Source organism: Streptomyces colonosanans (assembly GCF_001866645.1).
Classification (GTDB): domain Bacteria; phylum Actinomycetota; class Actinomycetes; order Streptomycetales; family Streptomycetaceae; genus Streptomyces; species Streptomyces colonosanans.
The window spans coordinates 73,581-85,727 of the sequence record NZ_MLYP01000022.1 but is presented as its reverse complement, the minus strand read 5'-3'; the positions used below and the strand labels follow the sequence as shown (position 1 = coordinate 85,727).

7 protein-coding genes and 1 pseudogene are annotated in these 12,147 nt (G+C 68.0%); 4 read left to right on the top strand and 4 right to left on the bottom strand.

Annotation, left to right across the window (positions count from 1 at the left end; all coding sequences use genetic code 11):
* Positions 1–126 precede the first annotated feature (126 nt).
* Positions 127–597 carry a MarR family winged helix-turn-helix transcriptional regulator gene (locus BIV24_RS08600; RefSeq protein WP_071365594.1) on the bottom strand — a complete coding sequence of 157 codons (471 nt, stop codon included), beginning with the start codon at positions 595–597 and terminating at the stop codon, positions 127–129.
* 152 nt (positions 598–749) lie between these two features.
* On the opposite strand from BIV24_RS08600, the gene BIV24_RS08595 reads away from it, so the two are divergent.
* Positions 750–2,552, top strand: a complete 1,803-nt coding sequence (locus tag BIV24_RS08595) for an ABC transporter ATP-binding protein (RefSeq protein WP_071365593.1) — start codon at positions 750–752, stop codon at positions 2,550–2,552.
* A gap of 43 nt (positions 2,553–2,595) precedes the next feature.
* On the top strand, positions 2,596–3,432 hold the full coding sequence (mltG, locus tag BIV24_RS08590; RefSeq protein ID WP_071365592.1) for an endolytic transglycosylase MltG: 837 nt from the start codon (positions 2,596–2,598) through the stop codon (positions 3,430–3,432).
* Between the two features lie 80 nt (positions 3,433–3,512).
* Here the strand turns inward: mltG and BIV24_RS08585 are convergent, their stop codons facing one another.
* Positions 3,513–4,598 (bottom strand): NAD(P)-binding domain-containing protein, encoded by a 1,086-nt coding sequence (locus tag BIV24_RS08585; protein ID WP_071365591.1) that lies wholly within the window; start codon positions 4,596–4,598, stop codon positions 3,513–3,515.
* A 404-nt stretch (positions 4,599–5,002) separates the two neighbouring features.
* On the opposite strand from BIV24_RS08585, the gene BIV24_RS08580 reads away from it, so the two are divergent.
* Positions 5,003–5,425, top strand: coding sequence for a secondary thiamine-phosphate synthase enzyme YjbQ (locus tag BIV24_RS08580; protein WP_071365590.1), 423 nt, complete (start codon positions 5,003–5,005; stop codon positions 5,423–5,425).
* A 66-nt stretch (positions 5,426–5,491) separates the two neighbouring features.
* On the top strand, positions 5,492–5,881 hold the full coding sequence (locus tag BIV24_RS31470; protein ID WP_079168086.1) for a recombinase family protein: 390 nt from the start codon (positions 5,492–5,494) through the stop codon (positions 5,879–5,881).
* Between the two features lie 743 nt (positions 5,882–6,624).
* On the opposite strand, the pseudogene BIV24_RS08570 reads toward BIV24_RS31470, so the two are convergent.
* A pseudogene (locus BIV24_RS08570) lies at positions 6,625–11,367 on the bottom strand (DNRLRE domain-containing protein); the annotation flags it as partial.
* A gap of 23 nt (positions 11,368–11,390) precedes the next feature.
* Entirely contained in the window at positions 11,391–12,029 is a 639-nt protein-coding gene (locus BIV24_RS08565; protein WP_071365640.1) for a TetR/AcrR family transcriptional regulator, read from the bottom strand.
* Between the last annotated feature and the right edge of the window lie 118 nt (positions 12,030–12,147).

Sequence of the window (12,147 nt, the reverse complement as noted above, 5' to 3'; positions counted from 1 at the left end):
GTCGAACTCTCGTGTCACGATGTCCTGGCCGCGATCTGTCGGCACTCCTCGCCCATCGGGTGCGTGGAGAGGTGCGCCTCGAAGGTCCGCGCGGTCGTGAACGCCGGTCGCGCCGGTGATCGGATGTCAGCAGCGTCGTTCCTGTCCGGGGGGGCCGGGGAGTTCGCCGCCGTCGATCAACGTGCCGAGCAGGTCGCCGAGTACCTCGCGCTGCTCGTTCGTCAGCGGAGCCAGGATCTCCTCGGCAGCGGATCTGCGTGCTCCATGCAGCGTGCGCAGAGCCTCGCGGCCCTCGTCTGTGACCTCGATCCGGATCACCCTGCGATTGGTGGGATCGGGCACCCGGCGCACCTTACCGCTCGCCTCCAGGCCGTCGACCAGCGTCGTCACCGCCCGCGGCACCACCTCCAGCCGCTCGGCGAGGTCCGCCATGCGGGGTGGGGAGCCGAAGTGCGTGAGGGTGCGCAGCAGTCGGGACTGCGCCGGTGTGATGCCCAACTGGCTCTGCTCCAGATGGCGCTTCTGGATGCGGTGCACTCGGCGGGTGAGTCGCAGCAACTGTTCCGCGAGCAGGCCCTCGGGGTCGGGGGAGGTCATGCGGGAATAATATCAGGACTTTATTCATTGTGAACATAGGTAACAATGAGCTAGGATCTGTTACCTATCGTCCCGCTGCAGCCTCGCCGTCGTACCGTCCGAAGTGTCTGTCGATCCCTTTCCGTCCGTTGAATCCACCTCCGTAGGAGCCCATGCATCCCGACCGGCCCATGTGGACCCCGCCACCTGACCGCTCGCCCGAGCAGCCGCGGCAGGTGCGCCGCATCCTGAAGCTCTTCAAGCCGTACACCGGCCGGCTCATGATCGTCGGCGTGCTCGTCGGCGCCTCGTCGCTGGTCTCCGTCGCCACGCCGTTTCTGCTGAAGGAGACCCTGGACGTCGCGATCCCGCAGGGCCGCACCGGACTGCTGAGCCTGCTCGCGCTCGGCATGATCCTGAGCGCCGTTGTCACGAGCGTCTTCGGCGTGCTGCAGACCCTGATCTCCACGACAGTCGGCCAGCGCGTCATGCACGACCTGCGCACCGCTGTGTACGGTCGACTGCAGCGCATGTCGCTCGCCTTCTTCACCCGAACCCGTACGGGCGAAGTCCAGTCCCGCATCGCCAACGACATCGGCGGCATGCAGGCGACAGTCACCTCTACCGCCACGTCCCTGGTCTCCAATCTCACCAGCGTGGTCGCCACGGTCGTCGCGATGGTCGCCCTCGACTGGCGACTCACCGTCGTCTCATTGCTCCTGCTACCGCTGTTCGTCTGGATCAGCCGGCGTGTCGGCAACGAACGCAAGAGGATCGCCACCCAGCGTCAGAAGCAGATGGCCGCGATGGCCGCCACGGTCACCGAGTCGCTCTCCGTCAGCGGCATTCTGCTCGGCCGCACCATGGGTCGCGCCGACTCCCTCACCAAGTCCTTCGAGGGCGAGTCCGAGAGCCTCGTCGACCTCGAGGTGAAGTCGAACATGGCAGGGCGCTGGCGCATGGCCGTCATCACGATCGTCATGGCGGCCATGCCCGCCGTCATCTACTGGACCGCGGGTATCGCGCTCCATCTCGGCGGCTCGTCCATCTCGATCGGTACGCTCGTCGCGTTCGTCTCGCTCCAGCAAGGCCTGTTCCGGCCGACCGTCAGCCTGCTGTCCACCGGCGTTCAGATCCAGACCTCGCTCGCGCTCTTCCAGCGCATCTTCGAGTACCTCGACCTGCCCATCGACATCACCGAGTCCGACGATCCGGTCCGCCTCGACCAGGTCAAGGGCGAGATCCGCTTCGAGGGGGTCGAGTTCCACTACGACGACAAGAGCGGCCCGATCCTGGAGGGCATCGACATCACCGTCCCGCCGGGCGGCAGCCTGGCCGTGGTGGGGCCCACCGGCTCGGGCAAGTCCACGCTCAGCTATCTGGTGCCGCGGCTGTACGACGTGACGGGCGGGCGGGTCACGCTCGACGGCGTCGACGTGCGCGATCTGGACTTCGACACGCTCGCCCGCGCCGTTGGAGTGGTCTCCCAGGAGACGTATCTCTTCCACGCCTCGGTCGCCGACAACCTCCGCTTCGCCAAGCCGGACGCCACCGACGAGGAGCTGCAGGCGGCGGCGAAGGCGGCTCAGATCCACGAGCACATCGCGTCCCTGCCCGACGGGTACGACACGATCGTCGGCGAGCGCGGCCACCGTTTCTCGGGCGGCGAGAAACAGCGGCTCGCCATCGCCCGCACCATCCTGCGTGACCCGCCGGTCCTCATCCTTGACGAGGCGACCAGCGCGCTGGACACGCGTACCGAACATGCGGTCCAGGAGGCCATCGACGCTCTGTCGGCCAACCGCACCACGCTGACCATCGCTCATCGGCTGTCAACCGTTCGCGGTGCCGCCCAGATCATCGTCCTCGACTCCGGGCGCGCGGTCGAACGGGGTACGCACGAGGAGTTGCTGGAACTGGGCGGCCGGTATGCGGCGCTGGTCAGGCGGGACGCCCAACTGGAGCGAATTGCATGACGATATGCCAGGATTATGATGTTATGCGGGTTACCGTGCCCGCATGCAGACGAATACTCCACCACCGAAGAGGACCCGGCTGACGCGCCGGGGCCGGGTAGCCCTGGTCGCGACCGGAGCCGTCGTGGCGGTCACCGCCGTGGCGGCGCCGCTCATGATCCTGCAGAGCGCCGAGGGGGGTGGGGCGTTCCTCGTCATCCCGGAGGGGTGGCGCGCCGGCCAGATCTACACGGCCGTCGACAAGGCCCTCCGGCTGCCGCCGGGCTCCACGAAGAAGTCCCTGGCCAAGGCACGTCTCCAGCTACCGGGGGAGGCGCAGGGCAACCCGGAGGGCTACCTCTTCCCGGCCACGTATCCGATCGACGAGGAGGCGACTCCGCAGTCCTTGCTGCGGTACATGGTGAACACCGCGAACAAGAGGTTCAGCGGTGTCGCGGTCGCGGCGGGTGCCCAGCGTCATGCGATGAGCGGCTACCAGGCCGTCACCGTCGCGAGCATCGTGCAGTCCGAGGCGGCGACTCCGGCCGATATGCGCAAGGTCGCCCGGGTCGTCTTCAACCGCCTGGAGCGGGGCATGCCGCTGCAGATGGACTCCACCCTCAACTACGCGATGAAGCGCTTCACGCTGAACACCACCATCGCCGACACGAACATCGACAGTCTCTACAACTCGTATCAGCGCATGGGCCTGCCGCCGACTCCGATCGCCAACCCGGGCGAGGAGGCGATGCGCGCCGTGCTCAACCCGACACCGGGCGACTGGCTGTACTTCGTCACGGTCAAGCCGGGCGACACCCGTTTCACGGGGAGCTACGAGGAGCAGCAGCGGAACGTGTCCGAGTTCAACCGACTGCGCGGCAGCGCGTCGCTGTCGCCGTGAGCGCACGCGATGCGCGTCCGTACGGGAACGTTTCGTCGCGACAACCTCATGGCCGGTTCTTCCGCGCTCATGGCCGGTCCTCACGCAAAGACGACCGGTTCTCCCGCCAGTAGCCGCCTGATGTCCCGCACGGCGGCGCGGCCCGCCCGGTTGGCGCCGATCGTACTGGCCGACGGCCCGTATCCGACCAGATGGATCCGTGGGTCGGAGACCACCCGCGTGCCCTCGACCCGGATACCGCCACCCGGCTCGCGCAGCCGCAGCGGGGCAAGATGCCCGATCGCGGCCCGGAAGCCGGTCGCCCACAGGATCACATCGGCGTCCAGGTGGCGCCCGTCGTCCCACTCCACCCCGTCCGGCACGATCCGGTCGAACATCGGCTTCCGGTCCAACACGCCGTCCGTGATGGCCTGCCGCAGCGTGTCGTTGAGCGGCAACCCGGTGACGGACACCACGCTCCGCGGCGGCAGCCCCTGCCGCACCCGCTCTTCCACGAGCGCCACGGCAGCCCGCCCCACTTCCTCGGTGAACGGGCCCTTGCGGAAGACCGGCGGCCGCCGGGTCACCCATGTGGTCGCGGCGGCGTACGGGGCGATCTCCAGCAGATGCTGGGTGCCGGAGGCGCCACCACCGACGACGACCACCCGCCGCCCTGCGAACTCCTGGGGCCCGGGGTATTGCGCCGTGTGCAACTGCCGCCCACGGAAGGTCTCCTGACCGGGATAGTGCGGCCAGAACGGCTTGTCCCAGGTGCCCGTGGCGTTGATCAGTGCCCGGGTCGACCACGCTCCCGCAGACGTCTCGACGAGCAACCGCCCGTCCACGCCCTCGCGCACCGCCCGCACGTCGACCGGTCGGCGTACGCGCAGGTCGAAGGTGTGTTCGTAGGTGCTGAAGTACTCGGCGACGACCTCGGACGACGGCCGACCGGGATCCGCGTCCGCCAGTGTCATGCCCGGCAGGGCGTGCATCCCGTGCACCTTGCCGTACGTCAGTGAGGGCCAGCGGAACTGCCAGGCGCCGCCAGGGCCGGGGGCGTGGTCGAGCACCACGAAGTCGCGATCCGGCTCGAAACCCGTGCGCCGCAAGTGATAGGCGCTGGACAGTCCGGCCTGCCCGGCGCCTATGACGACTACCTCGACCTCACGCACCCCGATGTTGTTCACGTTTCCACCAACCGTGCCGGGGCCGTGCATCTTCCCGGACACTCAGGGGCCCGGCCGGTGGGGCCCTGCCCGTCAACTGGGCGCCCGGGGGGAAGGGGCACAGGTGAGGGCTGCCCTTTGCGTTCGGGTGCGCCACTCCGAGCGGCGCGGCATGGGCAGATTACGTTCCCTGACGTCGGCGATGTCCTGGGCTTGTACGCGGACGCGAGAGCATCTACGAGACGCGCAGTAAACAGTGAGCAGAAGAGCAGGAGAATCGCTGCGGAAGTTCGTACGGACAGCGCTGGAGCGGAGTTGTTCCACCGCAGGCAAGAGGGTTTCGGTATTCATCGCTCATCCGTTCGCATTGAGCAGCGCGTCGAGAGAAGGTGCCGCACCGTTGGTTGATGGGTGACGATGGAGCCATGTCCGATGCCTTCAGCACCCGTGTCCTGAACGTCGCCTCCGGCTCCGCGGAAGCGGTCGTGGACCTCACTCGAGACTGCGAGGCCTTCCTTCGGGAGGCGGCGGGCGACCGGGACGGCCTCCTGAACGTCTTCGTGCCGCACGCCACGGCCGGCGTGGCGATCATCGAGACGGGCGCCGGCAGTGACGACGATCTCCTCGCGACGCTCCACACGCTGCTTCCGGCGGACGACCGCTGGCAGCACCGTCACGGCAGCCCTGGCCACGGCCGTGACCACGTCCTTCCGGCTCTTGTCCCGCCTCATGCGACTCTGCCGGTCATCGGCGGACGGCTGGAGCTGGGGACATGGCAGTCGGTGTGCCTGGTGGACACCAACATTTCTAATGCCAACCGTGAGGTTCGTCTGAGCTTCCTCGGCTGACCAAGATCACTCGCGGGGGCCGTGCCGCCAATTCTCCGTACCATGCGTGCGCGAACGGAGAGAGACTTGCGCGGTACGGACCTAAGTGTGATCGAACGCCCCTATGACGGATGCGGCAAATGCCTGCTCGGTGTGAGGCGGCTGTCGCGCGTGAAGCTGGCGACGTCGTCCCCCGAGCGTCAGCGGGAGAACGTGCTCACTGCCGCCGCCTCGGTCGGCGCGCACATTATCGGCTGGGCGGACGACTGGGAGGTCTCAGGCGCCACCGACCCCGTGACACGCCCGAAGCTCGGCCCCTGGCTCCGCGACGAGAGGGGACCTTACGACGGCTTGGTGGCGGCCGCGGTGGACCGGCTCGGCCGCAACGTCGTCGACTGCCTGAACACCGGGTACAAGATGCGGGACTGTCCTGCACACGGGTGCTCCGTGCAACATCTCTGTGACGCGTGCCGATGAACGGCTTCGGGTCGAAGTCACGGATGTGGATGCATCGTTGCCGAGCGCTGTTGATGCCGGACCGAACGACGAGAGCGGCCGGGGCCTCCTGCTCGTGAATTCCTTGGCAGATGCCTGGGGGACGCAACCGGAACCTCCGGGAAAGACCACATGGTTTGAAATCACGCCGGAGCCTTCGGTCGATGGCTTGGGCAAAACTTCTGCGGATGCGTCGCCCTCACCTCGTTCGGGTGAAGCTGCCGTGCGACGAACTGAGCGTCAGGCCCGCATGGCGCCGCCGACCAATATGCGGGCATCGCTCGTGTCAGCTACTTCCGGGAACCAGTGTCAAGCTGCCTGAGGCTGTTGTCCGGGGGAGCCAACCCCTATGGGCCCACTCGGATGTCGCCCACCCCGGCCGGGCGTCGGCCGTTGCCGTCCAGCCAGGTCGGCCAAGGCAGCAGCGACGCGATGGCCTACCACTCCGCGTCCGTCATGTCCGTGCTGTAGCGGCACGGACGGACAGGTCGGTCGGCGCCGTGGCCGAACCGGCACGCCGCGTAGGAACAGCCGCCTTCCTCAACTGCAGAGACACACGGGGCGGCGTGGTGGCGTACAACGGCATGACAGGACCTCTTGGAGCAGCGGCCGGCTTTGACACCGCTGTTGTTACCAAGAGGTCCTGCTGGTCCGGACGACTCGACCGCTTCCGCTCCGCAGCCTCGACGCTCAGTTCATGGAAACGAACTGAGCGCGGCTCGGCGGTCGTTGGCGTAGTAGCCGATGGTGCTGCCCGGCAGGGCGGTCGTACGGCCGAACGCGTCGTAGGTGTACCCGGAGTTCACCAGCTGGTCGGCGCTGTCGTACGTGGAGTTGGCGGCGGTGCCTCCGCTGGTGGGGCAGTCGGCGCCGGGCGCTCCTGTCGCCGTGGTCAGGGACTTGCGGTTGGTGCGCGCGTCGAAGGCGTAGCTGCGGCGCGTGCAGACCGTCTCGTTGGTGTCCTCGACCGTGGTGAGGCGGCCCGTGACGTCGTAGCCGTAAGCCTGGTCGGACCAGCCGGCATGGCTGGTGACCTGGCCGTGGATGGACTCGGTCACCGTGTCCGAGTAGACGATGGTGCCGTCGTTGTCACGGGTGTACGTACGGTCGACGGCGTAACCCGAGGGGTCGTTCGTCTGCTTGACGGTGTAGCCGCCGGGCAGCTTCTCGGTCACCACCGCCCCGCCCGCGTCGTACGTTGCCTGGAACGTACCGGCGATCGAGTCGGTGGTCTTTGTGGCCAGGCCGCGCGGTTCGATGGCCGTGTCGTAGGTGTACGTGACCGTCGACGGCACCGTGTCCGTCGCCTTGACCTGCCGGTCGAGCAGGTCGTACTCGGTCGTGGTTTTGCCGCCGTCCGCGTCGGTGTATGCGATCTGGCGGCCGAGCCTGTCGTACGCCTTGGTGATCGTGCCGCCGGTAGGCGAGGTGGTCTTGGCCACCTTGCCGTTGAGCGGGTCGTACTCCGTGGTGGCCTCCGGCACCGTCTGGCCGAGCCCGCCGCTGACGACGGTCTTGATCGACCGGCCCGCGCCGTCGTACGTCGTGGTCGTCGTACGGGTGCTGCCGTTGGCGGTCTCGATGACCTTGGCCTTGTTGCCCCACCAGTCGTACTCGGTGGTGCTGCTCGGCAGCCCCGTCGGGTTGGAGCCGCCACCGGTGATCGCGCCGGCGGGTCCGACCGAGCAGACCAGATCGGCCCACTCCGGTCGGCCGGCGCAGGCGCCGGTCCCGGTCGCGGACCAGTACGTGGTCACGCGGGTCGCCGCGTCCGTGCCTGTCGCACCAGGCAGCAGCTGCTTGACAGTGCGGCCTTGGGTGTCGTACTCCGTGGTCTCGGTGATCGCCAGACCACCCGGGTCCTTGATCGTCTTGGTCGGCAGGCCCTTGGCCCAGTCGTAGACGGTCTGGGTGACCCGGGCCTCGCCCTGGACGGAGGGGTGCTCGCGCACCTGGGCGCCAACGGTGACCTTGGTGATCTGGTCCTTGACCTTAGCGGTGCCGTCCGTGGGCCGGCCCGCGTCGTACTCGTTGACCGTCCACGGACGCGCGGTGACCGAAGTGCCCGTAGACGCCAGCGAGGTGGTGCCCTGCTTGAGATCGGCGGTGAGGTCGATCCTGCGCAGCGGGCCGAACTCCTCCAGTACGCGGGTTCCGGTCTCGTTGTAGACAGACCGGGTCGCCAGCAGGTCGCCACGCTCAGCGCCGGGGAGCTGGGTGATGCCAAGGTCGGCCTGGGTGGCCTTGTCGTCGGCGGTCAGCCCGAGGGCGACGGCGCGGTTGGCGGCGGTCAGTCCACGGACGGTGTTGCCGAAGCGGTCGTATTCGGTGGTGGAGATATGGCCGCCGGGGGTGGCGGAGTTGACCTCACGGCCGGATACGCCCAGGTAGTGCACGTCGGCCCGCTTGTAGGCGGCCGCGGTCAGCGAGCCGCCGGAGTGCGAGGACGGCACGACATCGGCCGGGAAGACCGCGGTCGCGTCCGTCGGTGCGTCGAGCTGGCCCCATGCCTTCACATCCGAGGCACCCATCTTGTTCGGTGCGGCGGTGCCGGTCAGCGGCACGTCGTAGACGATGCTGGTGGCGGCCGTGCCCTCCTCGACATCGGCGTTGCCCTGCTTCAGCCCCGCGCGGGTGGCCTTGAGCAGCATGCCGTCACCGGCGGTGGCGGCGTTGCCCGCCTTGCCGTAGGTGAAGGTCCAGGGCAGTTCGCCGGGCGGGGTGAACTTGGTGACGCGCCCCGCGCTGTCGTACTCGTACTGCGTCTTCAGCGCAGGCGAGATGCGAGGGTTCCACGTCTCGCGGAGCCGCCCCTGCGTGTCGTACACGTACGACGCGATCGAGAGGACCTTGGAGCTGTCAGCCCCCGGCTCGGTGGCCCACAGCCGGATGTTCTTGACCCGGCCCACCACGTCACCGAACTCGGTGTCCGTGGCGGTGGTGGTCAAGGGGTACAGGTATTCCAGGACCCGGCAGCCCTTGGTGGACGGATCGGCGGCGCACTCCGCAGCGGTCGCGGCCGAAGTGGGTGCGATGACCCACTTGGGCCGAGCGACGTCCTTGCCGTTGTAGGTGGTCTTCTGCGAGATCACCGTGGTCGTGGAGTTGGACAGCCCGTCCAGCAGTGTGCTGGAGACCTGCCAGGTCGGCACGGCCGGATCGGGCTTGGTGAACTGCGTGACCGTGCCGTCGGTGTCGGAGAGCGTGAAGGTGCTGCTCACGCTTCCCTTGAGGGTGAGGTCCTCCGAACCCGGTTCCGGAATCCAGCCCGTCTTGGCCGCGTTCGCGGTGAAGTGGGTCTCCTCACCGTCGTTGTCGACCAGAGCCACGGCCGTGTCGGAGATCCTGCGGATGTGGGAATAGTCGGAGTCCGTCAGCTCGGCGGTCGCGCCCGACACCCACTCCTTGCCGAAGATCGGGGCCTGTCCCTCCTGGGTGGCGCCCTTGTCCGGTGTGCGGGACGAGGCCGTACGCGTGACGGTCATGTCGAACGCGTTGGCGTCGGTGGCCGACAGGCCGAAGTCGCCGGTCAGCATGTTCACCGTACCGGGGCCCACCTCCTGGGTGGTGGCGCCGTCGGCATTGCGATCGACGACCACGGTAAGCGGCTCGGTGGTGCCCGAGGCGCTGTTCGGTCCGGTGAAGTCGGCCTTGATCTGCACCGTGCCGTCGGGGTCGACGGTGTCAGGGGCGTTCCACACCAGCGGGGCGTTCTTGCCGTTGGTCAGCGCTACGGGCCATGCCGTCAGCGGGGTACCGCCGGAGGTCACGTGGCCGGCGGGGATCGCCACCCACTTGTCAGCCTCGGAGCTGCGCCATGAGAAGGACACCGCGTTGTACTTCGCGCTCTCGGCCTCCGCCACGAGCGGAAGTCGGCGTGCGGTGCGTTCACCGTCGTTGGGCTGGACGAAGCCGCCGGGGCCCGCGTGGAACGTGTACTCGACGGAGTCGGACTTGTTGTCCGCCTTGTCCACGGCCCGCACCTGCAGGGTGTGGGTTCCGTCCTTGGGCGGGGCGATGCTGATGGCCTTGTTCGCGCTGGAGCCGCTGGTGGTCACCTTGGTCCAGGTCACGGCGTCCAGCGACCACTCCAGCCAGTTGTGGTCACCTCCGGCCGGCGGGGTGACCGTGAAAGTACCGGCCTGACCTGCGCCCTTGACCCACTTGTCCGACGGGTAGTCCGTGGAGACGACCTTCGTCGGTGCAGAGGGCGCCTTGGTGTCGACGGTGAACGTCTTCCAGGCCGACCAGCCGGTGTTGTAGTGCGTACCGTCGTACGGGCTGGTGCGGAACTTGTACGTCTTGCCGTCCGCGAGCACGCCGGAGGGCACGGTCACCGAGGCCACCTGCCCCGACGGCACGAACTTGGACACCAGGACGTTGCCGACCTGGGCGTTGGTGGCGGAATCGAAGATCTGGAAGGTGCCGTTCACCTTGTCGCCGTCAGCGTCGACGAAGGTGTCCCGCAGGGTCGGCGTGGTGGTGTTCACCACGTAGTCGCCGCCGTAGGAGAAGTACGGCGGGCCGGCCTCCTGCTTGGTGCCGGTCCGCGGCCGGTAGTTGTAGTTGACCACCAGCTTCGGCGGGTTCGAGGCCGCGTTGGCGGAGTTGACGCGCTTCCACTGCGCCACCACCGACTCGTCCGTGGCGCGGATCCCCATGTGGCCGCGGGTGGTCTTGGCCGAGGCCCACTCCTGGGCCAGCGTGGTGGCGTCCGCGTTGATCCAGCCCTTGGGCTGGGTGCTGGTGCACGACGCGTTGCCGCGGGTCTCGGTGGAGGTGGCCTTCTTCGCTGTCATCGTCGGGCGGTTGGTCCACCGGCTGGAGGTGGAGGCCGCAGGGGAGGACCACACCTCCCACGGGTACGCCTTGCAGTCGGTGTTGCCCGAGTGGAAGTTGTACAGCGACAGCTTCGCGTCGAGCACCAGCGCGTCCTGGATCGGCGTGGTGTTCCAGGAGATGAAGGTCTGCGCGGTGCGCGGGGTGCCGTCCGCGTTCTTGGTGCCCGGGTTGCCCCAGTCCAGCTCGACATCGGTCGACTGGTCGACCGTCACCCCCTGCTGTACAAAGGTATCGAAGACGTTCGACAGCGAAGAGGTGGACGGGTCGATGGTGACCGGGAACTTCGTCGCCTTGTCGGCGAGGAAGTCCGCGTCCGGGGTGATCACCAGGTCGACGGACGACCCCTTCTGGACCACCTTCAGACCGACTCTGGCCTTGCGGGTGTGCTCACCGGATCGCTCATCCACGGTGGCGTCCCACATCACCGGCGCGGGCATCACGGCCCGCTTCTTGTTCTTCTTGTCGGTGAAGAGCACACTGCCATCGGCGAGTTGCTTCGCCTTCAGGCCCTTGGCCTTAAGCGGCAGCGTGTAGGAGTAGCCGCTCGCGGCACCGGTTCCGGGGCGCTGTTTGAGCTCGACGTACTGCTCGAAGCCGGTCCGGGTGGCCTCCACGACCACGTCCGCTTCTTGCGTCCCGCAGGTCCGGATCAGATGCCTCGTTCGATCGATTCCATGAGCCGTTGTCCGGCTTCGTGGGCTTGTATGGGAAGCAGACCTCGCAGGGGGCCGTCGATGAGGAGTACGGCCAGGCCGTGCACGGCGGACCAGACGAAGTATTCGGCGCCGGGGCGGCGGTCGGGGGGCAGGGCACCGCTCTCGACGAGGTCGTCCAGGGCCGCGCCCAGAAGCTGGAACGCGGTCAAGCCGCCTGGGCCGTCGGCGGATTCGTTTTCGGTGTCGGCCATGTCGGTGGTGGAGAACGCGGCGCGGAACAGCCCCGGTTCGGCCCGGGCGAAGCGCAGGTAGCTGGTGGCGAGGGCGCGGATGCGGGCGCGGGCGGACTCGACCGGGTCGTCGGCTGGCGGCAGGGCCGCCAGCTCCGTCTCCATGGCGGCGGCCAGTTGGGCCAGCGAGGCCTGGCGGATGGCGCGCAAAAGGGCGTTGCGGTCGGCGAAGTGGCGGTAGGCGGCGTTGGGGACCACGCCCACCCGCCGGGTGACCTCGCGCAGGACCACCGCGTCCGGCCCGCCGCTGCGGACCAGTTCGAGTCCGGCCTGGACCAGTGCGTTCCGTAGGTTGCCGTGTCGGTAGGTGTCGCGCTTCCTTGCGCCGGCCCTGGAAGTCATCGCCACTCCTTTTGTGGACGGCGTCCACATAACTGTGTAACCTACGAAACGCCCGCCCCACATTGTGGCGCCCACTGCGGCGCGGCAATGTGGACATCGTACACAAGGTGCATTGAGC

Coding starts and splice junctions, on each gene's coding strand:
- BIV24_RS08600 (WP_071365594.1), bottom strand. CDS start 597: ATGACCTCCCCCGACCCCGAGGGCCTGCTCGCGGAACAGTTGCTGCGA.
- BIV24_RS08595 (WP_071365593.1), top strand. CDS start 750: ATGCATCCCGACCGGCCCATGTGGACCCCGCCACCTGACCGCTCGCCC.
- mltG (WP_071365592.1), top strand. CDS start 2,596: ATGCAGACGAATACTCCACCACCGAAGAGGACCCGGCTGACGCGCCGG.
- BIV24_RS08580 (WP_071365590.1), top strand. CDS start 5,003: ATGTCCGATGCCTTCAGCACCCGTGTCCTGAACGTCGCCTCCGGCTCC.
- BIV24_RS08565 (WP_071365640.1), bottom strand. CDS start 12,029: ATGACTTCCAGGGCCGGCGCAAGGAAGCGCGACACCTACCGACACGGC.